Raw genomic sequence first — 26,800 nt, forward strand, 5'->3', positions numbered from 1 at the left:
CCGGAGGGCGGGCCGCACCGCGCGGCCCGCTCACCTCATGTGGCGGCGGAGGCGTTGGCCGGGCGAGCCGTCCTGGCGGCGGGCGGCGCGGCCGTCGTACCGCTCGGTGCGCTGGAGGCGCGCACGACGAGTTCGGGAGCGAGCCGTATCGCCCGTCGTGAACCCTCCGCGCCGTCGGAGAGACGGCGGCCGAGAAGTCGTGCCGCCTCCGTCGCCAGTTCCGCCACCGGCTGGCGGACCGTCGTGATGCCCGGGGCGGAGAGCCCCGCCATGGGGATGTCGTCGAAACCGGTGACGGCGACCTCGCCGGGCACGTCGGCGCCGAGCTGCTGGAGGCGTTGCAGCGCGCCGATGGCGATCAGGTCGTTGGCACAGACCAGAGCGTCGGGCCGGGCGGGCCACACCTCGTCGACCGCGGCCCGGCCCCACTCCACGGAGAAGTCGCCGAGAGCCACCCGGTCCGGCGCGCCGGAATCCAGCGCGCCGGCCCCCGCGGCGTAGGCGGCGCGCCGCTCGGCGGCCGCCGATGCCGTCCCCGCCGCACCGAGGAAGCAGACCCGGCGACGCCCCGCGGCGGCCAGGTGGCCGAGGACGAGGGCCATGCCCGCGGCGTTGTCGACGGCGACGGAGTCGGCGATACCCGGACCGCAGCCACGGTCCATCAGGACGAGCGGCACCCGGGCCGCCGCCGCGGCTACCGCCTCCCGGCTGCGCTCCTCGTCCGCCGGGATCACGAGGAGCGCGTCCACCTGCCGGCCCAGCAGGTCGGCGATGTACTCCGCCTCGGCCGCCGGGTCGTCGTCGCAGTCGGCCAGCAGCACGGCCCGCCCGTCGGCGTGCAGGACGTGCGTCAACTCCCGTACCAGCGTGGGGTAGAAGGGGTTCGTGATCTGCGGCAGGACGAGCCCGACCGTGCCCGTGGAGCGGCCGCGCAGGGCGCGGGCCGCGTGATTGGGGCGGTAGCCGAGCGCGTCGGCGGCCTCGCGGACGCGCCGGGCGGTCTCCGCGCCGACGGGGCGTGTGCCGGCCAGGACCCGCGAGACCGTGGCGACGGAGCAGCCCGAGGCCCGGGCCACATCTCTGAGCGTTACGTCCCCCACGCCGCGCCCACCCTTTCGACGAGCCGATCAAATTTCGGCAAACGTTATCAGCGGGCGTTCACCACGACCAGGCCCTGTTTCGCAGGGAAATTGCGCTGGTTGCGTCGTAGTTGCCCCGCTCCGGTCCCAGCCTGATCCCTGCCCGCCCCATGTCCGTTCCGGGCGAGTTTGCCGGGGTGTGGTTTCGGCCATTGACATAATTCGCACCTGTGCACACAGTCTTCGGAGAACGTTTTCCCGAGCCGGCGCCGCGCAGCGCCGGCTCAGCCGAACAAAGAGGTTCCGCGATGCCCCGAAAGATCATCCTGGACTGCGACCCCGGACATGACGACGCCATCGCCATGCTCCTGGCGCACGGCAACCCGGATGTCGAGCTGGTCGCCGTCACCACCGTGGTGGGCAACCAGACCCTGGAGAAGGTCACCCGCAACGCCCTCTCGGTGGCCCGCATCGCGAACATCACCGGCGTCCCCTTCGCCGCCGGCTGCCCCCGCCCCCTCGTACGCGACATCGAGAACGCCCCCGACATCCACGGCGAGAGCGGCATCGACGGCCCCCTGATGCCCGAGCCCACCCTCGCCCTGGACGAGCGCCACGCCGTCGACCTCATCATCGACACGGTCATGGCCCACGAGCCCGGCGAGATCACCATCGTCCCGACCGCGGGTCTCACCAACATCGCCCTGGCCGCCCGGAAGGAGCCCCGCATCGTCGAGCGCGTCCGCGAGGTCGTCCTCATGGGCGGCGGCTACCACACGGGCAACTGGAGCCCCGTCGCCGAGTTCAACATCAAGATCGACCCCGAGGCCGCGCACATCGTCTTCAACGAGAGCTGGCCCGTCACCATGGTCGGCCTCGACCTGACGCACCAGGCCCTCGCCACCCCCGAGGTCATCGAGCGCATCGCGAAGGTCGGCACGAAGCCCGCCCTCTTCGTCAACGAGCTCCTCGACTTCTTCGGCGCCATGTACCTGGAGGCCCAGGGCTTCGAGGCGCCGCCGGTCCACGACCCGTGCGCCGTCGCGTACGTCATCGACCCGAGCGTCATGACCGTCCGCAAGGCTCCCGTCGACGTCGAGCTCACCGGAACCCTCACCCTCGGCATGACCGTGACGGACTTCCGCGCCCCCGCCCCGGACGACTGCACCACCCAGGTCGCCGTCGACCTGGACCACACGCGGTTCTGGGACCTGATCGTGGACGCCCTCGAGCGGATCGGCGACGTCAGCGCATGAACGCCTCCTTCACCGAACCCGCCGCCGCGCCCGGCGGCGCCCGCGGCTCCCGCCCGGTCCGCATCGGCGTCCTGGTCACCGCGCTCCTCGCGGCCTGCTTCGCCTTCCAGCTCAACGCGAGCATGCTCAGCCCCGCCCTGAAGAACATCGAGGACTCCCTCGGCGCGACCTCCGCCGAGATCGGCCTCACCCAGACCGCGTTCTTCACCTCGGCCGCGCTCTTCTCGCTCTTCCTGCCGCGCCTCGGCGACCTCGTCGGCCGGCGCAGGGTCCTCACCGGAATGCTGGCGCTCATGGTCGTCGGCTGCGTCGTCGCCGCGCTCGCCGAGAGCGTGCCGATGCTCTTCGCGGGCCGCGTCATCCAGGGCGTCTCCGGACCCACCGTGCCGCTCTGCCTGATCATGCTGCGCAACGAGGTGCACGAGCCGAAGAAGTACGGCACGCTCCTCGGCGTCATCACCGCCGTCAACGGCGGCATCGCCGGCGTCGACTCCCTGGCCGGCGGCTACCTCGCCGACCACCACGGCTTCCAGTCGGTGTTCTGGACCATGGCGGGTGTGGCCGCGCTCGCCACGATCCTCGTCGCCGTCCTGACTCCCGAGTCGAAGGCCGCCGACACCACCGACACCCGCATGGACTGGCCCGGAGTCACCCTCCTCGTCATCTCCGTCGGCGCGGCCCTCATCGCCCTGAACGAGGCGGGCAAGCTCGGCAACGCGAACTGGCCGCTCGTCGTCGCCCTGTTCGTCGTCACCGCCGTCGCCTTCGCCCTGTTCTGGCGCGTCGAGGACCGCAGCAGCCACCCCCTGGTCGCCACCCGGCACCTGCGCCAGCGCTCCACCTGGGCGCTGCTGCTCACCACGGTCCTCACCATGACCGGCGTCTTCGCCGTCATGAACGGCATGATCCCCGCCTTCGCGCAGGACGCGCAGGCCGGCTTCGGCATGAGCGCCGAGCAGAGCGCCTGGTGGACCCTGACGCCGTACGCCCTCGCCGGTCTCGCCATGGGCCCGCTCGCCGGACGCCTCGCCGCCACGTACGGCTACGGCCGCATCCTGCGCCTCGGCCTCATCGGCTCGGCCGTGACGGTCACGCTGATGCTGTTCACGCTGCACGCCGACTCGCGGCTGCTGCTCCTCGCCGCGTCGATCCTCATCGGCGTGACCTACGCGGGCGTCGGCAACATCGTCCTCAACGGTCTCGGCATCGTGCTCTCCCCGAAGGAGAACCCGGGCTTCCTGCCCGGCCTGAACGCGGGCGCCTTCAACCTCGGCGCGGGCCTCAGCTTCGCCGTCCTCTACGCCGTGCAGACCGCCGCGGAACCGGCCGACAAGACGTCGCCCGCCGGCTACACGGCAGGCATGATCGCCGGAGTCGCCCTTCTCGCGGCGGCCTTCGCGACGTCCTTCCTCATCCCCAAGCCGGTGGAGGCGGAAGCCACGGAGTGAGCGGTGCGGGTGGCCCCGGCGGAGGGAGCCCCACGGCCGACGGCCCGTGGGCTCCCTCCGCCGGGGCTTCATTGGTATGGACATGCCCAACTCGCAGGACTAGCCTCGGACTTGGTCTAGACCGCATCGGACGTGAGACCCCACATCGCATCCTCTCGGACCACGGGAGCACCTCATGCGCAAGAAGCTCACCTCGTTACTCCTGGGCCTCGGCCTTGCAGGGTCGGCCATGCTGGCCACCAGCGGCAGCGCCCAGGCCCACGGCTACACCGATTCGCCCGTCAGCCGCCAGCAGCTGTGCGGCAACGGCACCGTCCGCAACTGCGGGCAGATCCAGTGGGAGCCGCCGAGCGTGGAGGGGCCCAAGGGCTTCCCCGCGCGCGGGCCCGGCGACGGCCGCATCTGCTCGGGCGGCATCGGACGCTTCTCCGAACTGGACGACCCGCGGGGCGGGAAGTGGCCCACCACCAAGCTGACCGCGGGCCAGAACCACACCTTCGTCTGGCGCATCACCGCGCGCCACGCCACGACCGACTTCCGCTACTACATCACCAAGGACGGCTGGGATCCGACCAAGCCGCTGACCAGGGCCGATCTGGAGCTGCAGCCGTTCCTCGCGGTGCCCTTCGGCGGCCGTCAGCCCGGCTCCACGGTCACCCACAGCGGCGTCCTGCCCCAGAAGACGGGCCAGCACATCATCCTCGGCGTATGGACCATCGCGGACACCGGCAACGCCTTCTACGCCTGCTCCGACGTCCGCTTCTGACGTTCGGGGGCAGGCTCTCCGCGCCGCACGCGCGGCAGCCCGGTGACGGCCATGACCACTGAGTACAGCGAGCTGGTCGCGGTGATGAACAGGCGATTGTTCTTCGGACCGCCGAAGGCGATGTTCGACACCGGCTCGGGCACCCGCAGCCGCCCGATGAGGGTGCCGTCGGGGTCGTAGCAGTGCACCCCTCCCTCGATGGCGGCGGCCCACAGGCGGCCGCCGTCGTCGAAGCGGAGGTTGTCGAACCGGCTGAGGTCGTCCTTCGCCTCGGCGAACACCCTGCCCTCGGAGAGCGTGCCGTCCTCGCGCACGTCGAAGACCCGGATGCAGCCGCCCCCGGTGTCGGAGACGTACAACTGCCGCTCGTCGGGCGAGAAGACGAGCCCGTTCGGCGCGCCGAAACCGTCCGCGACCAGGCGCACCTCGCCCGTCGACGGATCGATCCGGTACACGTTGCGGCCGTCGAGCTCGGGCTCGGCGCGGAAGCCCTCGTAGTCGCTGGTGATGCCGAAGTCCGGGTCCGAGAACCACACCGAGCCGTCCGAGCGGACGACCGCGTCGTTCGGGCTGTTCAGCCGCTTCCCCTCGAACCGGTCGGCGAGCACGGTGATCCTGCCGTCCGGCTCGGTGCGGGTGACCCGGCGGTTGCCCTGCTCGCAGCAGATCAGCCGGCCCTCGCGGTCGATGGTGTTGCCGTTGACGTGCCCGGCCGACGAGCGGAACACGGAGACCGCGCCGGTCTCCTCGTCCCAGCGCAGCAGCCGGTCGTTCGGGATGTCGCTCCAGACGAGCTGACGCCAGGCGGGCAGATAGAGCGGCCCCTCGGCCCACCGGCATCCCCCGTACAGCTTCTCCAGCCGGTCGTCCCCGTTCGCACACCGCCCGGTGCGGAACCGCTCGTCCAGGATCTCGTACAGGGAAGTGCTGTCGTCGCCGGACATGAATACCCCTTAGCGGTGAGGAACCGAATCTCGTTCGGACGATCATGACTATGCCAGAACGCTGTATGGTTGCGCCATGGTGACCGTGGATGACATCGACCGTCGGCTGATCGCGCTCCTCCAGAAGGACGCGACCATTTCGTACGCCGCCCTCGGCAAGGGAGCCGGTCTCTCCGCGGGCGCCGCCCATGAGCGGGTCCGCAAGCTGCGCGAGCGCGGCGTCATCCGGCGCACGACCGTCGACGTGGACCCCGCCGCGCTCGGCCGCGGGGTGCTCGCCTTCGTGATGGTCGACTCGACGGCGTGGATGGGGGAGTCCGCGGACGCGTTCGCGGCGATCCCCGAGATACAGGAGGCGCACGTCATCGCGGGCAGCGCCTCGGTCCTGGTGAAGGTCCGCACGGCCACGACCGAGCAGTTGCAGGACGTGCTCCGCCGGCTGTACGCGATCGAGGGTGTCAGCGGCACGCAGGCCACGGTCTCCCTGGAGACGTTCTTCGAACGCCCGGTGTCGCCCCTGCTCGGCCCGGCCTCAGAGCCGGGGTCATGACACAGGCTCTCAGCGCGGGGATGACGCCCGGCGGCGGCGCACGGCGGCCACCGCGCCGAGGGCCACGCCGACCGCGAGGGTGATCAGGCCGCGTGTCCACACCTCGGCTTCGATCTGCGTGGCGAGCAGCACGCAGGAGAGCGCGCCGAGGACCGGCAGGACGGTGTACGCCCGGAAGTGGGGCCGCTCCACGCGGTCGCGGCGCAGCACGAGGACAGCGGTGTTGACGAGGAAGAACACCACGAGGAGCAGCAGTACGAGGGTGGAGGCGAGCGTCTCCACGTCTCCGGTGAGGGCCAGCAGGAACGACAGGACGGTGGTGGCCGCGATGGTCGCCCACGGGGTGCGGCGGCCGGGCAGCACCCGGGTGAGGAAGCGCGGCAGGAGCCCGTCGCGTGCCATGCCGTAGGCCAGCCGCGAGCTCATGATGCCGGTGAGCAGCGCGCCGTTGGCGACGGCGACGAGGGCGATGGCGCTGAACAGCTTCGGTGGCACGCCGCCGGCCTCCCGCACCACTTCGAGCAGCGGGCCGCTGGACTGCGCCAGCGTCTCGGTGGGGACGGCCACCGAGGCGACGATCCCGACGAGAGCGTAGACGGCCCCCGCCGTGACCAGGGCGCCGAAGAGGGCGCGGGGGTAGGAGCGGCGCGGGTCGCGGGTCTCCTCGGCGACGTTGACGGAGGTCTCGAAGCCGACGAAGGAGTAGTACGCGAGCACGGTCCCGCTCAGGACCCCGGCCGCGGCCCCCTTCTCCGCGGTGCCGAGCTGCACGAGCCTCCCGGCGTCGCCGTCGCCGCGCAGGAACAGCCACACGCCGAGGCCGACGACCAGCAGGAGACCGCCCACCTCGATGACCGTCGCGGCCACGTTGGCGCGGGTGGACTCGCTGATGCCGCGGGCGTTGAGGAGGGCCAGGGCGCCCAGGAAGAGAGCCGCCACCAGGACGACGGGCAGGGTGACGAAGGCGGTCAGATACTCCCCGGCGAAGCCCCGGGCCAGCGCGGCCACGGAGACGATGCCCGCCGCCAGCATGCAGAATCCGGCCAGGAACCCGGCGAAGGGGCCGTAGGCGAGCGTCGCGTAGTGGGAGGCGCCCCCGGCTTTCGGATACTTCGTGGCGAGCTCGGCGTACGAGGAGGCCGTGAGCAGCGAGAGCAGCAGGGCGAGGACCAGGGGCACCCAGACGGCGCCGCCCGACTCGGCGGCGACCTGCCCGACGAGGACGTAGACCCCCGCCCCCAGCACGTCTCCGAGGATGAAGAAGTAGAGCAGCGGGGTCGTCAGTGCCTTCTTCAGGCCGACGGACCGGTCGCCGGACGTGTCGGTGAGTTGCTCGGCCACTCGTTCTCTGCTCCTCGGTGCGGAATCCCTCGTTCAGTCTGTCGAACGCCACCCCATGGCGCACGCGGGGCGGCGTTCGACACGAGGGTTCCCCTCAAACGCTGCCTCCACCGTCGACGGTCAGCACGGTTCCCGTGACGAAGGCGGCGTCGGGCCCCGCGAGGAAGGCGACGGCCGCAGCTATGTCCTCGGGCGTGCCGATCCTGCCCAGCGGCCGGTCCGCGGCCTCGGCGAGGAACTCGGCGTCGGACTGGCCGAGTTGACGCGCCTCACGGGCGAGCATGGGTGTGCGGGTGTCACCCGGGGCGACGCAGTTGACCCTGATCCCGGCGGGGCTGTGGTCCAGCGCCATCGCCTGTGTGAGCATCACCACACCGGCCTTCGCCGTGCAGTATGCGGCGGCTTTCGCCCCGGCCCGCAGGCCCCAGCCGGAGGCGACGGTGACGATGCTCCCGTGTCCGGCCCGCTCCATGAGCGGGATGACCTCACGGCACACGAGGAAGACCGAGTCCACGTTGTCGGCGAACGTCGCGTGCCAGTCTCCCAGGGACAGCTCGCGTACCGTCCCGCGCCGGATGCTGCCCGCGACGCAGCACACGTCGGTGATGCCGCCGAGCCTGTCGACGACGTCCTTCACCAGGGCCGACACCTCGTCCTCGGCGGAGACGTCGCACACGAACGGCTCGGCGTGCCCGCCCGCGGCCCGGATGGAGCGGGCCACGGCCTCCGCCTCGTGGTCCCGGTCGACGACCGCGACGGCCGCGCCCTCGTCCGCGAGGCGGCGCGCGACGGCCCGGCCGATGCCACCGCCGCCCCCGGTGACCAGCGCCACCCGTGTACCAGGTCGTGCGGCCGTCATCGCGGGCCTCCCGAGAGCGTTCCGTCGAACAGCTGGGTGAGGAGTGCCTTCTGGGTGTGCAGGCGGTTCTCGGCCTGCTGGAAGATCTTCGACCGGGGGCCGTCCTTCACCTCGGCGTCGACCTCCTCGCCACGGTTGGTGGGCATGCAGTCGAGGAAGACCGCCTCCTCGCCGGCGAGCCGCATCAGCGGCTCGGTGATCCGCCACCGGTCGGCGAGCCGGGTCCTCGCCTGGATCTCCTCCTGACCGGCGAGCGTGGGCGACTTCCAGCTCAGGGTGTACACCGCGGAGCAGCCGCGGACGGCTTCCTCCAGGTCGTGGGTGAGGTCGACGCGCGCGCCGGTGCGGGCGGCGACCGCTTGGACGGCGTCGGTCACGCGCTCCTCGGGCGCGAATCCCGGCGGGTGCGCGACGGTGACGCGGTGGCCGAGGAGGGCCGCGGCCATCATGGCGGAGTGCAGCACTCCGGGGGTTTTCTGCCGCGGCGAGTAGGACCAGGCGTACACGATCCGTCTGTCCGGGACCTGCGCCCCGTACAGCTCGCGCAGTGTCAGGAGGTCGGCGAGGACCTGGCAGGGGTGTTCCTCGTCGTCCAGCGCGTTGATGACGGGGATCGTCGCCCGGTCGGCCATGGCGCGCAGGCGGCGGTGGCCCGCGCCGTACTCGTTCATGTCGTACCAGCGGACGACGAGCGCGTCGAGGTAGCGGTTGAGTACGCCGATGGTGTCCTCGATGGACTCGCGGTTGGCGAGCCGCAGCTCCTCCACCCCGTAGGGGAAGCTGTCGGCGCCGAGTTGGGAGGCGGCGACCTGGAAGGAGACGCGGGTTCTGGTGGACGGCACGTTGAAGAGCAGGCCGATGCAGCGGCCCGCCAGGTGGGCGCGTGTGTCGTCGCCGCGTTTCATCGCTTCGGCGAGGTCGAGCAGGGAGCACATTTCCTTGGCGGTGAGGTCCTGTATGCGCAGGATGTGTCGCGCGGTCACGTGGGGACTCCTGTCTCGGGCGGGTTGGTGACGCGCTTGCGCAGCCACCGCTCGGCGATGACGGCGACGAGCAGCATCGCGAGGGCGATGAGGAGGCTGACGCCGAAGAACGGCAGCATGACGAGGGTGGCCGCGATCACCACCACGTTCAGGCGGGCCGTGCGGCCCCGGGGGAGGAGCCGGGCCGCGGAGAGAAAGGCCAAGAGGAAGACGAGCAGATAGGTCGCCGACGACGCCTTGATCAGCGTGGTCTCGCTGGAGTCGGTGGCCAGCAGGATGACGACCGACACGGCGTAGCCGGGCAAAAGCGCCAGCACGGCGCGTGCGGGGACCTTGCCCCGCGTAGAGAGCCTGCTGAGCCCGGTCGGCAGGAGGCCGTCGCGGGCGAGTGCGAAGACGACCCGCGAGGTTCCCAGGCACCAGGCGTTGGTGGTGAGGAGCAGCAGAATTCCGGCGACGATATATCCGGCGCTTTGCAGCCCGGACCCCGTGGCCGCCTCCAGGAGCCGCACGAAAGCCGTCAGATCCGACTGTCCCGCGGACGTCTCCGGCAGGGCCACGGAGACGGTGAACGCCATGGCGAAGTACAGGAGCCCCACACAACTGACGGCGTAGAGAATTCCCTTGGGGAAGGTGCGGCCGGGATCCCGCACTTCCTCGGCCACCGGAGCCGCGTTCTCCCAGCCGATGAATCCGAAGAAGCAGATGAGCAACGTACTGCCGAGGGCGCCCCAGCCGTGCGGCGCGAACGGCGCGAGGCGCGTGTAGTCCCCCTTGGGAAGGGCCAGGCAGATGACGAAGGCCAGCAACAGCACCACGGTGCCGAGAACCACCATCTGGGCGCCCGTACTCACCTTGATCCCACAGAGATTGAGCAGCACGCAGAACACGATGACGGCAGCACCCGCGAGGAGCGCCGCGCGGTTCGACGCCGTGGGTTCGACCGCCGCGAGCAGATAGCGGCCGGCCGCGAGGCCGAGGACCGGATTTCCGGCGAGCAGCGTGATGAGGAGGAAGACGGCGGCGATCCGGCCCGCTCGGGGCCCGAACGCCGCTTCCACGAACTGGGCGACGCCCTTGCTCGTGGGGTGCCGTACGGACAGCGTCGCGAAGATCAGTGCGAAGGGATAGCTGTAGAGGATGAGCAGCCCCCACGCGACCAGGGACAGCGGCCCCGCCTCGGCCCAGGCGAGAGCGGGGATCAGGAGTACGCCGGCGCCCATCACGGAGGTGACGTAGTGCGCCACAAGACCCGGTGTGCCAAGGCGGCGCGGCAGCTGAGGGGGCTCGGGCAGCTGGGTCCGAGCCCCTTCGGCTGAGGTCATACGGTCTGCCTCGGCTGCTGCGCCTGCTCGTCGCGCGAGCCGTCCCAGAGTCGGTCCATGGTTTCGTGGCTGATCTGTTTGTGCAGGTCACCCTGGGAGGCGTAGCCCATGTTGATGATCAGGCGGCGGCCGCTGCTCAGCGGATAGACGCGGTGCAGGGTGGTGTCGGTACGCATCAAGTAGAGGTCGCCCGGCCTGAGTTCGAAGGAGTGGATGGGCTGTGCGATGAACTGGCGGTGCAGCTGCGGATCCTGCTTGTTCCAGTACGTGCGGGGCACGCACTGGACGAAGCCGCCGTGCTCGGCGGGCGGGCAGGCGACGACCCAGACGAGCGCGAAGCTGTAGTCGTCCCAGTGCCATCCGTGCGTGTCACCGGAGTGCTCCAGCTCGGTGATCACGTACCGCTCCGGCTCGTAGGGACAGGTGAGCACGGGCTCGCCCGCGACCTTCCCCAGCGCGTCGAGGAGACCCGCACAGGCGTACACCGCCGGAATGACCGAGCCGTGCTCGCTTATTTCCTTGTGGCGGACATTGCGCATCAGCCTGGGCGTGCCGCCGGTTTCCACGAAGCGCATGCGGCGGCGGACGCCGTGTCCGGCGACGAGGTTCTCGATCTCGTCCGCAACCGATGCTTTGACATGGTCAGGGACGAGGAAGGGCAATTTCGTGAATCCGAGCTGGAGGAAATCGCGGCGCGCGCTCTCCAGCAGATGTTCCTCGACATTTTTGACGAGGTGTTCCGAGAGGGACTGAACGAGGCCCCCGATCCGGTCGTCCGGTCGCATGACCAGCTCCCCACGTGGTCGGCAGGAGGTTTGCTCGCTTTGGTCTTTCGACGTCGGAAGCCTACCGGTTCGACCTGTGGACACCAGCGAAAGCGACGCGTTCAAGCCAGTACGGTGCAGTGGGCGTCCATATAGAACACCGAGCTCCGTTTTACATGATTCACGTGAAACGAAACGGTGGTGTTTTTGACGCGACGATTCTTTTTGTCAGATCGCCATATCGCCGGATTGTCGGAGTGATGGATTGCCGCGGGACGGTGTGGCGTCAGTCGTCCAGCCGGTCCGCGACCCGCACCGAGAGCCCGTAGTCCAGCTCGGCCCCGTCGACGAGCAGCGCCTCGACGGACCGCGTCGCCGGGTCGATGTCGGCCTCCATGCCGTCACCGACGTAGCGCGGGTAGCCGGAGGCGCCGGTCTCCCCGGTGGCGACCACCACCGCGGAACGCAGCGCGCTCTCACCGCCCGTCGTTCCCGTCCCGCGCTCGGTGAACTCGGGCACCAGCAGAAGCTCGTAACTCCGCGGATCAGTCGTCATGCCAGTGACGCTAGACAGGAGTCGCCCGCAGCGCACGTTCTGTCCGTCGTGTGTCACTGGTCGCCGGGTCGGGCGGTCACTGGTCGAGGGCCTGGCCGGCCGCTGCCACCACCGCGTCCGCCAGCGTCGCGAGCGCGGGGGAGTCGAGCTTCCACTGCTGCCAGAACAGCGGTACGTCCACGACCCGGTCGGCGTCGAGCAGCGTCAGCGTCCCCGCGCGCAACAGGGGCTCGGCCTGCGCCTGCGGCACCACGCCCCAGCCGAGACCCGCCTCGATTGCCTCGACGAAGCCGCGCGACGAAGGAACGTAATGGCGCAGAGGGCTCGCCCCGCGCCCGCCCGTCACCTTGCGCGCGAAGTCGTCCTGGAGGCAGTCGCGGCGGTCGAAGAACACCACGGGCGCGTCCGCGAGGACATCGCCGAGCGGCACACGCGGCCAGTCACCGAGCCGCCGTGCCACGAACGCGGGCGAGGCGACCGGCAGGTAGCGCATTCGCCCGAGCCGCCGCACCGTGCAGCCCGACACCGCGTCCGGCGACGACGTGACCGCGGCCATCACCGAGCCCTCGCGCAGCAGCGACGTCGTGTAGTCCTCGTCCTCGCGCCGCAGCTCGAAACAGATCCTCGGCTCGTCGGGGATCCTGGCCAGGGCGGAGAGGAACCAGGTCGCCAGCGAGTCGGCGTTCACCGCGACCGGCACGACGGCGGGCTCACCCGCGTCGCTGATGCCGAGCTCGGCGCGCGCGTCCCGCTCCAAGCGGGCCAGCTGCCGGGCGAACCGCACGACGACCTGCCCCGACTCGGTGGGCCGCACCGGCTTCGTACGCATCAGCAGCACCCGGCCGGTACGGCGCTCCAGCGCCTTGACGCGCTGGCTGACCGCGGGCGGCGTGACGTGCAGGGCGGCCGCCGCGGCGTCGAAGGTGCCCTCGTCGACCACGGCGAGGAGCGTCCGCACATGGTCGAGCGGCAGCTCCGAAAGCGCCCCGGACGGCAGACTCGTCTCTCTGGCCTCGCCAGTGCGCGACATCACGATTGCTTAAGCTACATGAGAATCTTTACCTGTACTTAGCACTGTAGTGATCCTTAACGTCATTGCCATGGGAACAGCACTGACCACCGCAGCTGCCGGATTCGGCACAGGACTCTCGCTCATCGTCGCCATCGGCTCGCAGAACGCCTTCGTGCTGCGCCAGGGCATCCGACGTCAGGCGGTGTTCAGTGTGGTGGCCATCTGCGCCCTCTCCGACCTGGTGCTCATCGCGGCGGGCGTCGCCGGAATCGGCACCCTCGTCACGGCCTGGCCCCCGGCGATCACCGTCGTCGGCCTGATAGGCGGAGGCTTCCTCCTCTCGTACGCCGTCATCGCCGCGCGCCGCGCCCTGCGCCCCACCGCGATGACGACCACCGGCGAGACGGCCGGGTCACGGCGCGGCGCGCTGCTCGCCTGCCTGGCCATGACCTGGCTCAACCCGCACGTCTACCTCGACACGGTCCTTCTCCTCGGCTCGGTCGCCGCAGGCCACGACGGACTGCGCTGGGCCTTCGGCGTCGGCGCCATGCTCGGCAGCGTGTGCTGGTTCGCCGCGCTCGGCTACGGCGCGCGCCTGCTCAGCGGCTTCTTCGCGCGGCCCGCCTCGTGGCGGGCACTGGACTTCCTGATCGCGGCGACGATGACGGTCATGGGTGTGACGCTGGTCGTCGGCGCACTCTGACGCGCGTCTCCCGACGCCGTCGCGGTGCTCACCGCCGCTTCGTCGTGCGCCGCCAGCCGAACGGGCCGGGCAGGTCCATCGACGTGGTGCGTCGGCCGGTGCTGCTGTGGGTGCGCCGGGGCCCGTGCCGGCCTCCCGTGGTGAGGGACCAGGAGCGCTTGTTGATGTTCAGCCGGACCCCGGGAAGTATCCGGAAACTCTTGCGGAACGTGAGTGGCATGAACTCCTCCTTGCGTCCGTCCGCGAGTACCCGCACAGCGGCGCTCCTCACGGCCCCCTAGGTGCCCGTTCGGGGTAAACCCCCATACGAATGGGCCAGTTGGGATGATGTGGCCGCGTCGACCCGGCGACGAAGATCCTCCGTATGACGAAGACCCTCCGTACGACCAAGACCAAGACCAAGACCAAGTCCGAGACCGGGGCCAGGGCCGGCACGAAGCGGAACGCCGCCCTGCTCGCCGCCTCCGCCGCCGTCCTCACGCTCACCGCGCCGCTCGCCGCCTCCGCGTCGACGCCGACCGCCGCCGGACCCGCGGCGCTCGACTGGACGAAGTGCGAGGGCCTGGGCCCGGACACCCGGCAGGAGTGCGCGACCCTCGACGTGCCGATGGACTACGCCCACCCCGAGGGCAAGAAGATCGAGCTCGCGATCTCGCGCATCCCCAGTGAGAAGCCCGCGGCGCGCCGCGGCGCCCTGCTGCTCATCCCCGGCGGACCCGGCGGGTCCAGCCTCAAGGATCCGGCGGGCAAGGGACAGAAACTGCCCCAGAGCGTGCGGGACGCCTATGACCTGATCGGCTTCGACCCCCGCGGCCTCGGCCGCTCCACCCCCGTCGACTGCGGCTTCGAGCACGCCGACCTCGCGCCGACCATCCTGCGCCCCTGGGCCGCCCCGGACGGCTCCGTCACCGAGAACATGGCCACGGCGAAGCGCCTGTCCGATGCCTGCGCGCGCAACGGTGGCGACCTCATACGCAACATCAGTACGGCCAACAACGCCCGTGACATCGACCGCATCCGTGCCGCGCTCGGTGAAGAGAGACTCTCGGCGTGGGCGGTCTCGTACGGGACGTACGTGGGCGCCGTCTACAGCGAGCTGTTCCCGCACCGCACCGACCGGATCGTGCTGGACAGCAACGACGACCCCGACCCCCGCCGGGTCGGACGCGGCTGGCTCGCGGCGCACGAGCCGGGTGTCGAGGACACCTTCCCGGAGTTCGCCGCATGGGCCTCCGAGCCCGGCAACACACACCGCCTCGCCGACACACCCGCCGAAGTGCGCACACTCTTCCTCCGCCTCGCCGCCCGCCTGGACCGCGAACCGATCCCCTGGACCGGCGCCAACCCGCCGATGCTGAACGGCAACGGGCTGCGGCACGCCATGCTGACCGCGATGGCCGACCCCGACGACTTCCGCGGCCTCGCCCAGCTGATCCTCGACGCCCAGAAGGGAGAGCTGCCGCCCGCACCCCCGGCGCCGCCCGAGCAGGCGATGCAGAACTCCCTCGCCGTCGGCTCCGCGACCCTCTGCAACGACGTCGCGTGGCCGACCTCACCCGCCGTGTACCAGAAGGGCGTCATCGAGAGCCGCGCCAAGTACCCGCTGACCGCAGGCATGCCCCGGAACGCCATGCTCTGCGCCGCCTGGCCGTTCGAGCCGAAGGAGCCCCCGGTCCGCGTCACCGACCGCGGGCCGTCCAACATCCTCCTCGTCCAGAACGAGCGCGACCCCAACACCCCGTTGAGCGGCGCGCTGAAGCTGCGCGAGGCGCTGGGCCGCCGCGCCGTCATGGTGACGGTCGACGCCACCGGCCACGACGTCTACCTCGCCAACGGAAACGCATGCGGCGACCGGACGGTCACCCGCTTCCTGGCCACGGGCAAGAGGCCCGGTCAGGACACCGACTGCGGCTGAGCCGACCACCGCGTGTGAAGGTGGTCACAAGCGGCCGTCTCATGATCGGGGCCGGGTGCCATCGGGGCACCGAGTTCGCGTAAGGTCGCGGGTCGGCCGCACACGGCCGACCCGATCACCGCAGTCACCGAACAAGGAGCCGCAGGTCATGCCGGCCAATGACGTCACCCAGGCGCCGATTTATCACACCCTCGTCCAGGAGCACGGCGACGTCGTCGCCACGGCTCGCAAGGCCGCGGAGGAGACGCAGCAGACGGCCGAGGACCTGTTGGACTTCAGCACGCCCGTCCGGCGGGGCACGCCCACCGGGCCCGCGTCCTAGCGGCGCCGGCGCGGCACGGGCGCCGGGCGGGCCGCGGCTCGCGCCGGGCCCGGCCGATCGGCCAGGATGGCGCAATGGATTACGCGTACTGGAAAGAGATCCACGACCGCGGCGGCATCCCCGCGGTCAAGAGCGCACTGGAGGAGCTGCCCGGGGACCTGCCCGCGCAGGACGCCGACGCGGCGACCGCGCTGGCCCTCCAGGTCATCGAGGACGACATCGCCCGGATCAACGCCCGGGCGGACCGGGCCGAGGCACGGGCCCGCACGCTGGCCGAGCAGGCACGCGAGGTGAACCAGCAACTCACCGACCACGCCACGCGGACGCCGGACAACACCCGCACGTCCGACGGCGGCACATCACCGTCCACCTGACACGACGGCGCCCCCGGGCCACCCCTTCGGGGCGGCACCAACAGCGCCACCCCCGCGCACGCGCCGACACCGCGTCACCGGCACGACCGCCGCTGCCGCACCCGCGGCGCGGCTGCGCCAGCACCCGGGCCACCCCGCTCGGGGTGGCACCAACAGTGCCACTCCCGCGCATGCGCCGGCACCGCGTCACCGGCACGACCGCCGCTGCCGCACCCGCGGCGCGGCTGCGCCGGCACCCGGGCCACCCCGCTCGCGGCGGCACCAACAGCGCCACCCCCGCGCACGCGCCGGCACCGCGTCACCAGCACTACCGCCACCTCCCCACAAACGCGGCATGCCCGCGCCAGGGCCGCGTCACCGTCACGCGCCCCCGCCCCCGCACCACCCTCACGTACGCGCCATCAACCGCACCATCGCCATGTCGTATCGCGCTTGCAGCCCCGCGTCCGCCGAGACGCGGAGGAGGGCGGCGAGTGCGCGGACCGCGCCGTCGTCGTAGCCGGCGGACTCCGCCTCGAGGGCCGCGCTCTCCAGCCGCCGGATGCCCTCCGTCTCGTCGCCCATCCCCAGCAGCGCCTCGCCGATGACGGTACGCAACAGCACGCGGGCCGCCGTGGACGCCTCCGACGGGCTGTCGAGGTCGAGGGCGGCGACGGCCGTCTCGAAGGCCGCCTGCCACTCCCTGGCGTCGAGCCGGTGCCGGGCGAGGTGGTACAGCGCGAGACGTTCGGTGCTCCGATCGCCGACGCTGTGCGCGAGCTCCGCCGCGAGCGCGCACCCCTCGGCGGCTTCCTCTGGACTGCCGAGTTCGGCCTGCGCGAGCGACAGGTTGATCAGCGCGGTCGCCTCGCCGCGCGTGTCACCGGCGCGGGCGGCGAGCACGGGCGCGGCCTCCAGATGGGGCAGCGCCTCAGGGGTGCGGCCCTCTTCCGTCAGGACCCAGCCGAGCAGGGCACGGACCCGCGACTCGGCGCGCGCGTCACCGTCCGCCCGAGCCGCGTCGAGCGCCGTCCGCAGCAGGGGCGTCCAGTCGTCCCTGACCCGCCACACGATCTGCGGCCAGAGCGCCAGGACGATCCGCCACGTCCTGCCGTGCAGCCCGGCGGCGTGCGCCGCGGCCGCCGCCAGCGTCAGGTCGTCGCGCTCGGCCGCGTACCACTCCATGGCCTGCTCGCGGTCGGCGAACTCCCTCGTCGCCGGCGGTGGGCGGAAGTCCGGGGGCAGCGTGAAGCACGACTCGTCACCGGGCTCCGCCGCGTCGGCGGCGGCCAGCGCCGTCGCCACACTGTGGTCGAGCCCGCGCACCATGGCGTCGGGCCCGGCGTCCAGGCCGCGCGCGTACAGCCGTACGAGGTCGTGCAGCGTCCAGCGGTCCGGCGCGGTCCTGATCACGAGGTGGGCCGCCGCGAGCTTGTCGAGCGCCGCCTCGGCCGCGGCCGGGTCCGTACCGGCGAGGGCCGCGGCCGTGTACCGGTCGACGTGCGTGCCCGGGTGCTGTCCGAGCGGGGCGAAGTGGTGCGCGGCGTCGTCGGGCAGCCTGCGCACGGTCAGCCGCAGCGCCGCCCGGACGCCCGTGTCCTCCACGTCCAGCAGGCTCAACCGGCGTGATTCGTCCGAGAGCTCGGCACACATCGAGCTCAGCGACCAGTCGGGCTGGTCCGCCAGCCTCGCGGCCGCCACCCGCAGCGCCAGCGGAAGCCCGCCGCACAGCTCCGCGAGGCGCCGCGCCGCCACCTCTTCCGCGAGCACCCGCTCCTTGCCGAGCACGGCGGTGAGCAGGGCGGTGCTGTCCTCCGGTTCGAGGACGTCCAGGGGGACGGGCCGGGCGGCGTCGGAGGCGATGAGCCCACGCAGCCGGTACCGGCTCGTGACCACGGTGACGCACTCCGCACCGCCCGGCAGCAACTCCCTGACCTGCTCGGAGGCGCGCGCGTTGTCGAGTACGACGAGGAGCCTGCGGTCGGCGCACAGGGACCGGAAGAGCGCGGACGCGCCGCCCGCCGACTCCGGGACGCGGCGCGGCGCGACACCGAGGGCCAGCAGGAACTCCCGCAGCACTTCGAGGAGCGCCGGCTCCCCTGTGTCGCTGAAGCCGCGCAGATCGGCGTAGAGCAGGCCGCCGGGGAACAGTTCGCGGTTGCGGTGCGCCCAGTGCGCCACGAACGCGGTCTTGCCGACTCCGGCGGGTCCGGTGACCAGACAGACGGGTGCTTCGCCGGCGGCGGCCCGGGAGAGCGCGGTGAGCTCCGTGGCACGCCCGTGGAAGCCGCGCGGCATGCGGGGCAGGAGGTCGATCGTGCCGGGCAGGGGAAGGGGCAGAGGCGGGGGCGGGGGTGGGGATGTCGGCGACGGGGGCGTCGGGAGGCCGGGGGCCGGCGGGGGAGCGGCGGCGCTCCCGGGCTCGGGGGAGGGCGCGACGGCCGGAGCCGGCGCTCCCGTCGTGCGCCGAGCCGGTGTCCCCGCCGCGGGCCGGCCCGGAGCCGGCTCCCGCGCCGCGTCACCTGCCTCACCCTCACCGCGCAACACATCGGTGTAGGCGTCGGCCAGTTCGCGGCCCGGGTCGACCCCCAGCTCGTCGGCGAGCAGCCGCCGGGTGCGGTGGAAGCAGTCGAGCGCCTCCGAGCGGCGCCCCGCCCGCTGCAATTCCCGCACGAGGGCGGCGGCCAGCGACTCGCGCAGCGGGTGGACACTGGCCTCCGCGCGCAGTACGGCCGCGGCCCGGGCGTGCTCACCCATCCGCGAGTAGGCGGCGGCCAGCGACTCCACCGAGGCGAGGCGGAGCTCCTCCAGGGCCTGGGCGGCCGTCTGCAACGGCTGGCTCGGATACGCGCCGGTCAACGCGGGCCCCTGCCACAGCGACAGCGCCTCCTGGTACATCGCCACGGCGTCGGCGGGCGCCCGCTGGCTGCGGGCCAGCGTCACCAGCTCCTCGAAGCGGTGCGCGTCCAGGAGCGACTCCGGCATCCGCAGAACGTACGCCGTGCCCTGGGTGAGCAGCTCGACGCCGAACATGTCGGCGTCCGCCCCCGTGAGCAGGGCCCGCAGCCGCGACACATGCCCCTGGATGACACCGCGGGCCCGCGCCGGCGGCTCGTGGTCCCACAGCGCGTCCGTCAAATGGTCGACCGGGACCGGATGGTTCGGCCTGAGCAGCAGAGCGGCGAGCAGGCTGCGCCGCTTGGCGGGACCGAGCGGCAGCACGCCGACCTCAGTGGCGACGGACACCGCTCCGAGCAGCCGGAACTCCACTGGTGCAACTCCTCTTGCAAGAAAAGATCCAGATTACCGCTCACGGACGCGTACCTTTTCCGCGAGAGCGGGTGGTGGCACGAGAGGTGGCGAGCGGGCATGACGGCCGGCTGGGAGTGGGACGAGACACTGTTCGCGGGAGCCGCCGCCCACTACACGCGCGGACGGCTGCCCTACGCCCCCGGCCTGGCGGACACCCTGGCCGAGGCCCTGGAACTCGACGGGCGCGGCCGCCTCATCGACGTGGGCTGCGGGCCGGGAACCGTCGCGCTGACCCTGGCCCCGCTGTTCGGCGAAGTCGTCGGCGTGGACCCGGACGGCGACATGCTCGCCGAGGCCGACCGCGCCGCTGCCGCGCAGGGAGTGGCCGAGCGGACGCGATGGGTGCGGGCCAGGGCCGAGGAACTGCCCGCGGGGCTCGGCACCTGCGCCGTCGCGACCTTCGCCCAGTCCTTCCACTGGATGGACCGCGACCTGGTGGCGGCGACCGTCAAGGGCATGCTGCACCCCGGTGGCGCCCTGGTGCACATCTCCGACCTGAAGTCGCAGCCGCGGGCCGTCGCGGGACTCCCGTATCCGCCACCGCCCCACGACGCTGTCGGGGAACTGGTCAGGCGCTATCTGGGACCGGTCCGCAGGGCAGGCCGCGGCGTGCTGCCGGACGGCACCCCCGGCGGTGAGGCGGCGGTGTTCGCCCGGGCCGGGTTCGCCGGGCCCGAGCGCCATGTCGTGCCGGGCGGAGCAGCCCTGGAACGCACGGTCGACGATGTCGTCGCGGGTGTGTTCTCCCTGTCGAGCTCGGCGCCGCACCTGTTCGGCGCCGACCGCGACCGCTTCGAGGCGGACCTGCGCCGACTGCTGCGGGAGGCCTCCGCGTCGGGCCGGTTCTCCGAACCGGGCCCGAGCACCGAGGTCTTCGTCTGGCGGAACGCCACGGCGTACTGACGCCGTGGGAGGGCTGGTCAGGCCTGGATCAGGCCGAGCTGCGTCAGCTGTGTGAGGGTATCGACGACCCCCCAGGTCTCAGCGATGCGGCCGTCGGCGAACCGGACGATCATGATCTCTTCGTAGGTGACGGATCTGCCGGTCGGCGGGACGCCCCTGTACTCGCCCAGGTGGGTCCCGGTGACGGTGTTCCGGAGGACGACCTTGTCGCCCTCCGCGATCACGTCCTCGACCTCGACCTTCAGGTCGGGAAACGCGCGAAGGAGCAGCGCGCCCACTTGCTTGAGCGCTTCGGCTCCCGTCGCGTCGACCGGCAACGGCGTGCGGATCAGTACGTCGGGGGCGACGACCTCGTCGACCGCCTGCCGGAAGAGCTGCACGTCACCGCTGCTCTGGGCGGCGTGCAGACGCCTGAACGCCGCTTTGTTGCGTGCTGTCTGATGCATAGACATGTCGCTGGTTCCTCGTTTCATCTGGTCGCGGTCGCGGTTCTGCGGCCGGCTTCTCCGGCCGCGATGAGGGCTTTGGTGTGCAGGTCGGCGGCGAGGTCCCGGAGGTGCTCCATGCCGGGGGATACGGTGGCGAGGGTGAGTTCCCGTTCGACGACGGTGAGGTCGGCCTGCCACACATCGGCGAGGACGCGCCTGAGGTACGGGGTGGAGTGGTCCCAGCCCTCGCGCGGAGTGCCGTCGGCGTAGCCGCCGCCTCGCACGGTCGCCAGGACGGTCGGCTTGTCCTTGAGGAGCGGGCTGCCCACGGGCGCTCCGGCGATGACCAGGTCGACCCAGGTCTTGAAGTGCTGGGAGACACCGAAGTTGTACAGCGGCACGGCCAGTAGCACCGCCTCGGCGGCCGTCAGCTCCGCGACGAGCGATTCGGCGAGCAGGCGGGCCGCGCGCTGGGCGGGCGTGCGGTCGGCTTCGGGTGTCAGAGCGCCGATGTGGGCCTGTGCCCAGGCGTCGGCGGACAGCGGATCGGTGCCGAGATGGCGGCGCACCACCGGCTGATCCGGGTGGGCCGCGGTCCACTCCGCTTCCACGATGTCGGCGAGTTCGGCGCTGGCCGAGGCGCCGGGAACGATGCTGGCATCAAGCCGGAACAGGCTCATGGTGTCTCCCTGGGGTGCTGGCCTCGCCGGGGCGGCGGACCGGTCGGCGAGTGCGTCTCGGCAGTTCGACAACTCGGCCCCACCGAATGTGAGGTGACGCGCCGGCCTCACTTTCCGGCACGCTGCCTTGTCGTTCAGATAGAGGCAGACACGACTGAGGGAGCCGTCACGATGACCACGCCGCCGTCCGTGCCAGGACTGCGCAGGCCGGAACCAGGGCTCGACGCGCTCATGAGCGAGCGGCGCCGCCTGCTCGATCTCGCCTACCGGCTGCTGGGCTCCCTCGCCGAGGCCGAGGACGCCGTGCAGGAGACCTACACCCGCTGGTACGCCATGTCCCGGCAGCAGCAGGACGCCATCGACTCGCCCGGCGCGTGGCTGACCACGGTCGCCAGCCGCATCTGCCTCAATGTGCTGGGCTCGGCACGGGCCCGGCGGGAGACCTACGTCGGCGATTGGATCCCCGAGCCGCTGCCCGAGCCCACGGAGTGGATCAGCGGGCGGCCGGGCGGCGGGGCCGTCGACCCGGCCGACCGGGTCACCCTGGACGAGTCGGTCGACCTGGCGTTTCTGGTGGTGCTCGATGCGATGACCCCGGCCGAACGCGTCGCCTTCATCCTGCACGACGTGTTCCGTTACTCCTTCGCGGAAGTGGCCGGGATCGTCGGCCGCTCGCCGGCGGCCTGCCGTCAGCTGGCCTCTTCGGCCCGTCGCCGTATTCGGGCCACGCGGCCCGCCACGACCCCGTCGGCCGAGCGCGCCGGCATCGTCAGGGACTTCAAGCAGGCGTGGGAGGCCAAGGACATAGACGCCCTGATCGGCCTGCTCGACCCCGGGGCCACGGCGGTCGGCGACGGGGGCGGCCTCGCCACCACCTTCCTGGACCCCATCGAGGGCGGCGAGGAGGTCGCGCGTGCCTGGGTCGAGATCGCCCGCCGCAGGCCCGGCGGCATGACGCTCCTGGAACGGACGGTCAACGGCCGGCCCGGGGTGGTGGCCGAGCTGGACGGTGTCGTCGTGACGGTGTTCGCCTTCGAGGTCGCGGACCGGAAGATCAAGAAGATCTGGGCCATACGCAACCCCGAGAAGCTCCGCAGCTGGAGGACGGGCTGAGTCTGTCGCTCAGAGGCTGCTGGGACTGCCCTCAACCTTGCGCGGCCGTTCGCGGTCTTGCCGCACGAGGGGGCACAGGAGGCCCCGCGGACGAGAGCGAGGAGTGCGGAATGGCGTTACGGAAGAGCGCGAAGTTCGGTGTGGTGGGTCTCGTGGCGGCCGCGATAGCCGCGACAGCGTTCGTCGTACCGGCACAGGCGGCACCGGACACATCGGACGCGCCGGACACCGCTTCCGCGGCGCAGGGCCACCGGGCCACCCAGCGCGCGATGGACGCGGCCGTGCGGGCGGGCCACACCCCCGGCATCACGGCACAGGCACGTGACCGCCACGGAGTATGGGCGTCGACGTCCGGCGTCGGGGACCGCACCACGGGCGCTCCGCGCGGCAAGAACGACCGGTTCCGCATCGGCAGCATCACCAAGACGTTCGTGGCGACCGTCCTCCTCCAGATGGAGGCGGAGGGCAAGCTCGACCTGGACGACACCGTGGACCGCCACCTCCCCGGCCTGGTCCGCGGCAACGGAAACGACGGGCGCAAGATTACGGTTCGGCAGCTCCTGAACCACACCAGCGGTCTGTTCGACTACCTCGCCGACGAGGAGTACCTCGCGACGTACATGCGGGGCGACGGCTATCTCAAGCACCGCTACGACACCCTGCCGCCCGAGAAGCACGTCGGAGTGGCCCTGGCGCACAAGCCGTTGTTCGAGCCCGGCGCCAGACACTCGTACTCGAACACCAACTACGTCCTGGCCGGGCTCGTCATCGAGGCGGTCGGCGGCAGGACGTACGAGACGGAGGTCCGCGACCGCATCATCAAGCCGCTGGGGCTGAAGGCCACCACCAACCCCGGCAACAGCGTCCGTCTGCCGCGGCCCAGCAGCCGCGGCTACTCCAAGCTGTTCGCGTCGGACCCCGACCGGATCGACGACATCACCGAGATGAACGGTTCGCAGGGCTGGGCCGACGGCGACATCATCTCCACCACCGGCGACCTGAACCGCTTCTACAACGCCCTGCTGCGCGGCAAACTCCTGCCGCCGAAGCAGCTCAAGGCGATGCAGACCACCGTCACGAACCCCGACGCCCCGGACATGGCCTACGGGCTCGGCCTCACACGCCTCACGACGAGCTGCGGCACGACGCTCTGGGGCCACGGCGGAGGCATGGTCGGCTGGCTGTCCCTGGCCGTCAGCACCGCGGACGGCCGGCACCAGCTCGCCCTGAGCTACAACGGCGACTGGGACGAGGGCTCCATACAGAAGGTCATGGAAGCTGAGTACTGCAAGTGACCCGGCGGCCCGGCCCGGCTCCGGCCGGGCCGGCGCCACCGGCCGCCGGAGCCCTTGACACCCGCCTACGGGTTCGCGACCTTTGACCCTCGCGGGCCAGGGGACTCCAGGGGGGCAGGGAAGTTCAGTGCGCCTCCGGCCCACATCCGCCTGCGGGAACCGAACGACCGGCTGCTGTAGACCATGGGCACGCCGAGCACGCCGAGCACGTCGCCCCGGGCACGTCGCGCGGGGATGGCCAGGGCAACGGAGGCTGAGCATGTCGTACGGATCGGGGCTCGCCACGGCGATGGCGCGCCGACTGGGGCGCCCATGCGTGTACACGCCATCGGCGCGGCTCGCGCTCTACCTGGCGCTGCGGCACTGGTGCAGGCCCGGCGCGCGCGTACTGATGTCGCCGGTCAATGACGACGTGATCCTCTTCGTGGTCCTCGCGGCCGGACTGCGCCCGGTGCAGGCCCCCGTCTCCGCCCGGGACGGCAACATCGACCCCGCCGCCGTACCGGAGGAGACCTGGCGGAACGTGGACGCCGTCCTCACCACGAACCTGTACGGCATGCCCGACCGCGTCGTCGAACTGCGCCGCCGCTGCGACCAGTTGGGCATCCCGCTCTTCGAGGACGCCGCCCACGCGATCGGCACCCGCGTGGACGGGCGCCCGGTCGGGACGTTCGGGAAGGCCGCGGCGTTCAGCCTCTCCAAGCACGTGGCGGCGATGGCCGGTGGCTTCCTCGCCGTCGAGGACGAACGCACCCGCCGAAGACTGGAGCAGCTGCGCGACGAGCTCCTGGTGCCGAGCAGCCTCCGCACCGACCTGTCCACCACGCTGCGCCCGTTGGCGCGTTCGGCCGTCCGCGGCTTGCACCTGGTCCGCCCCGTGTGGCGCACCATGCAGCGCCTCGGGATGCTGGAGCGCGACACCTACCGCATGGACCTCCACGCGCCCCGCCTCGCCCGCTGCGCCGCGGAGGCGCCGAGTCTCACCGCGTACGAACCGTGGGTCCGTGTCGACCTGCACGGCTACCGGTCACGCCACGGGGCTCTGGTCCGCGGCCAGTTGAGGCTGCGTACGGCCCGTATCGACGGCGACCTCGCCCGGCGCCGCGTGGGCGCGTCACTGCTCGCGCGCACCACCTGGGCCTCCCCGGCGCTGCGCGACCGCACCGCGGACGGCGGCCCTCCGCCGCTCTTCCGTGTGCCGCTCCTGGTCCAGGACAGAGACATCCTGGTGGACCGTCTCGTACGGCACGGCGTGGTCACCGGATACATCTACGACCCGCCGCTCGACGACTACGCGGGCGCGGAGTTCGTCGAGCCGTCCCCCGACCCGGCGGCCGCCCGCTGGTTCGCCGCGCACACGCTCCCGGCGGACCCGCTGCTCGCCCAGCAGATCATCAGGGCGCTGTCGAGGGAGCGGGCGACCCCGGCGCGACCGCCCTTCGGCGACCGCGAGGACCGGGCGCTCCCCGCCCGACCTACTGGCGGGTAAGCTCGGGGGCCGCCCAGGAACGGAGCATTCCCCATGGCCCGCACGTTCACCGTGTCCCGCAGCATCATGGTCCAGGCGCCGCCGACGGCGGTGTACGAGCAGCTCAGCCGACCCGCGCGGATGGGCCGCTGGAGCCCGGAGAACCTGGGCGCGACCGTGCCGGGCGCGGACGAACCGGCCCGGGTGGGGCTGGTCTTCGACGGGCACAACAAACGCGGTGCGGCCCGCTGGACGACCCGCTGCACGGTGACCGCCGCGGACCCGGGCAGCCGCTTCGCCTTCCGGGTCCACGCGATCGGCCTGAGGCGCCCGCGCCTGCGCGCACCCATCGCCACCTGGGAGTACCGCTTCGAGGAAGCGGACGCCGAGGTGGCGGGGGAGGCGGCGACCCGGGTGACCGAGACCTGGACGGACGACCGGCGCTCCTGGCCGGACCCCGTGGCGAACGTCTTCGACCGGATCGCCACCGGAGGCCACACCTTCGCGGCGTTCCAGGTGCGCAACATCGACAGGACCCTGCACAACCTCAAGAAGGAACTGGAGGCCGCGCAGGGCCGCTGAGCGGCAGGAACCCTCAGCCGACGGGCAGGGTGCGGCCGAGCAGGGGCAGCAGCCGGTCCCAGTGGCGCCGCAGCGCGGAGGCGCTGAAGGTGTCGGTGTCGGACATGGTGAAGCCGTGGACGCTGTCGGGGTAGATCTCGGTGCTGTACCCGACCCCCGCGGCGTCCAGGGCCCGGTTGACCTCGCTGATCGCCTCGGGCGTCAAGTCGCCCTCGGCGAGACCGAGATGGACCTCGGCCGTCAGCTCGTGCATGAGGCGGTGGGGGCTGTCGGCCGCGTCGGTGACCAGGAAGCCGGGGTGGAAACCGGCGACGGCGGCCACCCGGTCCGGGTGGGCCGTCGCGGTGCGCATCGCCAGGGCGGCGCCCAGGCAGTAGCCGATCACACCGACCGGCCCGGCGGCGACCTCGGGCCGGTCGGTCAGAAACGTCAGGTAGGCGTCGGCGTCCCGCAGCACGCGTTCGGTGGTGTGCGCCTCGACCAGCGGCATCGCCTGCGCGAAGACCGCGGGCCGAGCTTCTTCCCCGATGTGGTCGGGCAGGTCGAGCACCGGCGCGGGGCGGTGCCGGTAGTAGAGGTTGGGCACGAGCACGCAGTACCCGTGCCCGGCCAGTTCGCGGGCCTTCTTCTCCAACTCGGGCCGCAGACCGAAGGCGTCCGGGTACATCAGCACCCCCGGATGCCGCTCGCCCTGCTCGGGAACGGCGAGGACCGCGTCGGCCAGGCCGTCCGCGGTGGTGATCTGCACTGTCTTGACGGGCAATTTATTCCTTCCGTGGGCGCTGCGCGGGGGCACAGCCTCTGGCGGGACCGGTCGACCGGAGATCAACCCGGTTGTACGGC

27 protein-coding genes are annotated in these 26,800 nt (G+C 71.8%); 13 read left to right on the forward strand and 14 right to left on the reverse strand.

The window, feature by feature from the left end; genetic code table 11:
* Positions 1 to 35: 35 nt before the first annotated feature.
* Positions 36 to 1,076 (reverse strand): LacI family DNA-binding transcriptional regulator, encoded by a 1,041-nt coding sequence (locus ACZ4Z4_RS35095; protein WP_468336767.1) that lies wholly within the window; start codon positions 1,074 to 1,076, stop codon positions 36 to 38.
* A gap of 311 nt (positions 1,077 to 1,387) precedes the next feature.
* Here ACZ4Z4_RS35095 and uriH point away from each other — a divergent pair, with 311 nt between their 5' ends.
* The 3 genes from uriH to ACZ4Z4_RS35110 all read left to right on the forward strand — a co-directional run bounded on the left by uriH (position 1,388) and on the right by ACZ4Z4_RS35110 (position 4,549).
* Complete coding sequence (uriH, locus tag ACZ4Z4_RS35100; RefSeq protein ID WP_468336770.1) at positions 1,388 to 2,335, forward strand: uridine-preferring nucleoside hydrolase UriH; 948 nt, start codon at positions 1,388 to 1,390, stop codon at positions 2,333 to 2,335.
* Positions 2,332 to 3,783: a uridine transporter UriT gene (gene uriT / locus ACZ4Z4_RS35105; protein WP_468336773.1), complete on the forward strand. Its 1,452-nt coding sequence runs from the start codon at positions 2,332 to 2,334 to the stop codon at positions 3,781 to 3,783. The genes uriH and uriT overlap by 4 nt, the downstream gene beginning before the upstream one ends.
* 175 nt (positions 3,784 to 3,958) lie before the next feature.
* A complete protein-coding gene (locus ACZ4Z4_RS35110) occupies positions 3,959 to 4,549 on the forward strand; it encodes a lytic polysaccharide monooxygenase auxiliary activity family 9 protein (protein ID WP_468336776.1) in 591 nt (196 codons plus the stop codon).
* Here ACZ4Z4_RS35110 and ACZ4Z4_RS35115 read toward each other — a convergent pair.
* A complete protein-coding gene (locus ACZ4Z4_RS35115; protein WP_468336779.1) occupies positions 4,522 to 5,493 on the reverse strand; it encodes an SMP-30/gluconolactonase/LRE family protein in 972 nt (323 codons plus the stop codon). The two genes, ACZ4Z4_RS35110 and ACZ4Z4_RS35115, sit on opposite strands and share 28 nt — an antisense overlap.
* Before the next feature lie 85 nt (positions 5,494 to 5,578).
* On the opposite strand from ACZ4Z4_RS35115, the gene ACZ4Z4_RS35120 reads away from it, so the two are divergent.
* A complete protein-coding gene (locus tag ACZ4Z4_RS35120; RefSeq protein WP_468337184.1) occupies positions 5,579 to 6,043 on the forward strand; it encodes an Lrp/AsnC family transcriptional regulator in 465 nt (154 codons plus the stop codon).
* A gap of 9 nt (positions 6,044 to 6,052) precedes the next feature.
* Here the strand turns inward: ACZ4Z4_RS35120 and ACZ4Z4_RS35125 are convergent, their stop codons facing one another.
* The 7 genes from ACZ4Z4_RS35125 to ACZ4Z4_RS35155 all read right to left on the reverse strand — a co-directional run bounded on the left by ACZ4Z4_RS35125 (position 6,053) and on the right by ACZ4Z4_RS35155 (position 12,901).
* On the reverse strand, positions 6,053 to 7,384 hold the full coding sequence (locus ACZ4Z4_RS35125) for an APC family permease (protein ID WP_468336782.1): 1,332 nt from the start codon (positions 7,382 to 7,384) through the stop codon (positions 6,053 to 6,055).
* Positions 7,385 to 7,478: 94 nt separating this feature from the next.
* Complete coding sequence (locus ACZ4Z4_RS35130; protein ID WP_468336784.1) at positions 7,479 to 8,243, reverse strand: SDR family NAD(P)-dependent oxidoreductase; 765 nt, start codon at positions 8,241 to 8,243, stop codon at positions 7,479 to 7,481.
* The gene (locus ACZ4Z4_RS35135) at positions 8,240 to 9,226 is read right to left on the reverse strand and encodes an ornithine carbamoyltransferase (protein ID WP_468336787.1); all 987 of its coding nucleotides are present in this window, start codon (positions 9,224 to 9,226) and stop codon (positions 8,240 to 8,242) included. The genes ACZ4Z4_RS35130 and ACZ4Z4_RS35135 overlap by 4 nt, the downstream gene beginning before the upstream one ends.
* On the reverse strand, positions 9,223 to 10,551 hold the full coding sequence (locus tag ACZ4Z4_RS35140; protein ID WP_468336790.1) for an APC family permease: 1,329 nt from the start codon (positions 10,549 to 10,551) through the stop codon (positions 9,223 to 9,225). Before ACZ4Z4_RS35140 ends, ACZ4Z4_RS35135 begins: the two co-directional genes overlap by 4 nt.
* Positions 10,548 to 11,336 carry a HalD/BesD family halogenase gene (locus ACZ4Z4_RS35145; protein WP_468336793.1) on the reverse strand — a complete coding sequence of 263 codons (789 nt, stop codon included), beginning with the start codon at positions 11,334 to 11,336 and terminating at the stop codon, positions 10,548 to 10,550. Before ACZ4Z4_RS35145 ends, ACZ4Z4_RS35140 begins: the two co-directional genes overlap by 4 nt.
* Positions 11,337 to 11,601: 265 nt before the next feature.
* Positions 11,602 to 11,871 (reverse strand): hypothetical protein, encoded by a 270-nt coding sequence (locus ACZ4Z4_RS35150; protein WP_468336796.1) that lies wholly within the window; start codon positions 11,869 to 11,871, stop codon positions 11,602 to 11,604.
* A gap of 76 nt (positions 11,872 to 11,947) precedes the next feature.
* Positions 11,948 to 12,901, reverse strand: a complete 954-nt coding sequence (locus tag ACZ4Z4_RS35155; RefSeq protein WP_468337187.1) for a LysR family transcriptional regulator ArgP — start codon at positions 12,899 to 12,901, stop codon at positions 11,948 to 11,950.
* Between the two features lie 70 nt (positions 12,902 to 12,971).
* Here ACZ4Z4_RS35155 and ACZ4Z4_RS35160 point away from each other — a divergent pair, with 70 nt between their 5' ends.
* Positions 12,972 to 13,586 carry a LysE/ArgO family amino acid transporter gene (locus tag ACZ4Z4_RS35160; protein ID WP_468336799.1) on the forward strand — a complete coding sequence of 205 codons (615 nt, stop codon included), beginning with the start codon at positions 12,972 to 12,974 and terminating at the stop codon, positions 13,584 to 13,586.
* A gap of 28 nt (positions 13,587 to 13,614) precedes the next feature.
* Here ACZ4Z4_RS35160 and ACZ4Z4_RS35165 read toward each other — a convergent pair whose 3' ends face one another.
* A complete protein-coding gene (locus tag ACZ4Z4_RS35165; RefSeq protein WP_160502320.1) occupies positions 13,615 to 13,806 on the reverse strand; it encodes a DUF4236 domain-containing protein in 192 nt (63 codons plus the stop codon).
* Positions 13,807 to 13,950: 144 nt separating this feature from the next.
* Here ACZ4Z4_RS35165 and ACZ4Z4_RS35170 point away from each other — a divergent pair, with 144 nt between their 5' ends.
* The 3 genes from ACZ4Z4_RS35170 (at position 13,951) to ACZ4Z4_RS35180 (ending at position 16,197) form a co-directional block, all read left to right on the forward strand.
* Positions 13,951 to 15,501 (forward strand): alpha/beta hydrolase, encoded by a 1,551-nt coding sequence (locus ACZ4Z4_RS35170; protein WP_468336802.1) that lies wholly within the window; start codon positions 13,951 to 13,953, stop codon positions 15,499 to 15,501.
* 148 nt (positions 15,502 to 15,649) lie between these two features.
* Complete coding sequence (locus ACZ4Z4_RS35175; protein ID WP_468336805.1) at positions 15,650 to 15,823, forward strand: hypothetical protein; 174 nt, start codon at positions 15,650 to 15,652, stop codon at positions 15,821 to 15,823.
* 74 nt (positions 15,824 to 15,897) lie between these two features.
* Positions 15,898 to 16,197, forward strand: a complete 300-nt coding sequence (locus tag ACZ4Z4_RS35180) for a hypothetical protein (protein ID WP_468336808.1) — start codon at positions 15,898 to 15,900, stop codon at positions 16,195 to 16,197.
* 387 nt (positions 16,198 to 16,584) lie between these two features.
* Here the strand turns inward: ACZ4Z4_RS35180 and ACZ4Z4_RS35185 are convergent, their stop codons facing one another.
* Positions 16,585 to 19,446, reverse strand: a complete 2,862-nt coding sequence (locus ACZ4Z4_RS35185; protein WP_468336811.1) for an AfsR/SARP family transcriptional regulator — start codon at positions 19,444 to 19,446, stop codon at positions 16,585 to 16,587.
* A gap of 99 nt (positions 19,447 to 19,545) precedes the next feature.
* On the opposite strand from ACZ4Z4_RS35185, the gene ACZ4Z4_RS35190 reads away from it, so the two are divergent.
* Positions 19,546 to 20,391, forward strand: coding sequence for a class I SAM-dependent methyltransferase (locus ACZ4Z4_RS35190; RefSeq protein WP_468336814.1), 846 nt, complete (start codon positions 19,546 to 19,548; stop codon positions 20,389 to 20,391).
* A gap of 17 nt (positions 20,392 to 20,408) precedes the next feature.
* On the opposite strand, the gene ACZ4Z4_RS35195 is transcribed toward ACZ4Z4_RS35190, so the two are convergent.
* Both ACZ4Z4_RS35195 and ACZ4Z4_RS35200 read right to left on the reverse strand, forming a co-directional pair.
* Positions 20,409 to 20,843: an ester cyclase gene (locus tag ACZ4Z4_RS35195; protein WP_468336817.1), complete on the reverse strand. Its 435-nt coding sequence runs from the start codon at positions 20,841 to 20,843 to the stop codon at positions 20,409 to 20,411.
* A gap of 17 nt (positions 20,844 to 20,860) precedes the next feature.
* Positions 20,861 to 21,499, reverse strand: coding sequence for an FMN-dependent NADH-azoreductase (locus ACZ4Z4_RS35200; protein WP_468336820.1), 639 nt, complete (start codon positions 21,497 to 21,499; stop codon positions 20,861 to 20,863).
* 171 nt (positions 21,500 to 21,670) lie between these two features.
* Here ACZ4Z4_RS35200 and sigJ point away from each other — a divergent pair, with 171 nt between their 5' ends.
* The 4 genes from sigJ (at position 21,671) to ACZ4Z4_RS35220 (ending at position 25,957) form a co-directional block, all read left to right on the forward strand.
* Positions 21,671 to 22,612, forward strand: coding sequence for an RNA polymerase sigma factor SigJ (gene sigJ, locus ACZ4Z4_RS35205; RefSeq protein WP_468336823.1), 942 nt, complete (start codon positions 21,671 to 21,673; stop codon positions 22,610 to 22,612).
* Between the two features lie 110 nt (positions 22,613 to 22,722).
* On the forward strand, positions 22,723 to 23,907 hold the full coding sequence (locus ACZ4Z4_RS35210) for a serine hydrolase domain-containing protein (RefSeq protein ID WP_468336826.1): 1,185 nt from the start codon (positions 22,723 to 22,725) through the stop codon (positions 23,905 to 23,907).
* A 259-nt stretch (positions 23,908 to 24,166) separates the two neighbouring features.
* The gene (locus ACZ4Z4_RS35215) at positions 24,167 to 25,396 is read left to right on the forward strand and encodes a DegT/DnrJ/EryC1/StrS family aminotransferase (RefSeq protein WP_468336829.1); all 1,230 of its coding nucleotides are present in this window, start codon (positions 24,167 to 24,169) and stop codon (positions 25,394 to 25,396) included.
* Between the two features lie 33 nt (positions 25,397 to 25,429).
* Positions 25,430 to 25,957 (forward strand): SRPBCC family protein, encoded by a 528-nt coding sequence (locus ACZ4Z4_RS35220; protein ID WP_468336833.1) that lies wholly within the window; start codon positions 25,430 to 25,432, stop codon positions 25,955 to 25,957.
* Between the two features lie 13 nt (positions 25,958 to 25,970).
* Here the strand turns inward: ACZ4Z4_RS35220 and ACZ4Z4_RS35225 are convergent, their stop codons facing one another.
* Positions 25,971 to 26,720 (reverse strand): dienelactone hydrolase family protein, encoded by a 750-nt coding sequence (locus ACZ4Z4_RS35225; RefSeq protein WP_468336836.1) that lies wholly within the window; start codon positions 26,718 to 26,720, stop codon positions 25,971 to 25,973.
* Positions 26,721 to 26,800: the final 80 nt, after the last annotated feature.

The organism is Streptomyces sp. NPDC030245 (assembly GCF_055572995.1).

What these genes read in the sequence shown, in the direction of transcription:
- uriH (WP_468336770.1), top strand. Translation starts at nt 1,388, where the DNA reads ATGCCCCGAAAGATCATCCTGGACTGCGACCCCGGACATGACGACGCC.
- uriT (WP_468336773.1), top strand. Translation starts at nt 2,332, where the DNA reads ATGAACGCCTCCTTCACCGAACCCGCCGCCGCGCCCGGCGGCGCCCGC.
- ACZ4Z4_RS35110 (WP_468336776.1), top strand. Translation starts at nt 3,959, where the DNA reads ATGCGCAAGAAGCTCACCTCGTTACTCCTGGGCCTCGGCCTTGCAGGG.
- ACZ4Z4_RS35115 (WP_468336779.1), bottom strand. Translation starts at nt 5,493, where the DNA reads ATGTCCGGCGACGACAGCACTTCCCTGTACGAGATCCTGGACGAGCGG.
- ACZ4Z4_RS35130 (WP_468336784.1), bottom strand. Translation starts at nt 8,243, where the DNA reads ATGACGGCCGCACGACCTGGTACACGGGTGGCGCTGGTCACCGGGGGC.
- ACZ4Z4_RS35140 (WP_468336790.1), bottom strand. Translation starts at nt 10,551, where the DNA reads ATGACCTCAGCCGAAGGGGCTCGGACCCAGCTGCCCGAGCCCCCTCAG.
- ACZ4Z4_RS35145 (WP_468336793.1), bottom strand. Translation starts at nt 11,336, where the DNA reads ATGCGACCGGACGACCGGATCGGGGGCCTCGTTCAGTCCCTCTCGGAA.
- ACZ4Z4_RS35150 (WP_468336796.1), bottom strand. Translation starts at nt 11,871, where the DNA reads ATGACGACTGATCCGCGGAGTTACGAGCTTCTGCTGGTGCCCGAGTTC.
- ACZ4Z4_RS35155 (WP_468337187.1), bottom strand. Translation starts at nt 12,901, where the DNA reads ATGTCGCGCACTGGCGAGGCCAGAGAGACGAGTCTGCCGTCCGGGGCG.
- ACZ4Z4_RS35160 (WP_468336799.1), top strand. Translation starts at nt 12,972, where the DNA reads ATGGGAACAGCACTGACCACCGCAGCTGCCGGATTCGGCACAGGACTC.
- ACZ4Z4_RS35165 (WP_160502320.1), bottom strand. Translation starts at nt 13,806, where the DNA reads ATGCCACTCACGTTCCGCAAGAGTTTCCGGATACTTCCCGGGGTCCGG.
- ACZ4Z4_RS35170 (WP_468336802.1), top strand. Translation starts at nt 13,951, where the DNA reads ATGACGAAGACCCTCCGTACGACCAAGACCAAGACCAAGACCAAGTCC.
- ACZ4Z4_RS35175 (WP_468336805.1), top strand. Translation starts at nt 15,650, where the DNA reads ATGCCGGCCAATGACGTCACCCAGGCGCCGATTTATCACACCCTCGTC.
- ACZ4Z4_RS35180 (WP_468336808.1), top strand. Translation starts at nt 15,898, where the DNA reads ATGGATTACGCGTACTGGAAAGAGATCCACGACCGCGGCGGCATCCCC.
- ACZ4Z4_RS35190 (WP_468336814.1), top strand. Translation starts at nt 19,546, where the DNA reads ATGACGGCCGGCTGGGAGTGGGACGAGACACTGTTCGCGGGAGCCGCC.
- ACZ4Z4_RS35195 (WP_468336817.1), bottom strand. Translation starts at nt 20,843, where the DNA reads ATGTCTATGCATCAGACAGCACGCAACAAAGCGGCGTTCAGGCGTCTG.
- ACZ4Z4_RS35200 (WP_468336820.1), bottom strand. Translation starts at nt 21,499, where the DNA reads ATGAGCCTGTTCCGGCTTGATGCCAGCATCGTTCCCGGCGCCTCGGCC.
- sigJ (WP_468336823.1), top strand. Translation starts at nt 21,671, where the DNA reads ATGACCACGCCGCCGTCCGTGCCAGGACTGCGCAGGCCGGAACCAGGG.
- ACZ4Z4_RS35210 (WP_468336826.1), top strand. Translation starts at nt 22,723, where the DNA reads ATGGCGTTACGGAAGAGCGCGAAGTTCGGTGTGGTGGGTCTCGTGGCG.
- ACZ4Z4_RS35215 (WP_468336829.1), top strand. Translation starts at nt 24,167, where the DNA reads ATGTCGTACGGATCGGGGCTCGCCACGGCGATGGCGCGCCGACTGGGG.
- ACZ4Z4_RS35220 (WP_468336833.1), top strand. Translation starts at nt 25,430, where the DNA reads ATGGCCCGCACGTTCACCGTGTCCCGCAGCATCATGGTCCAGGCGCCG.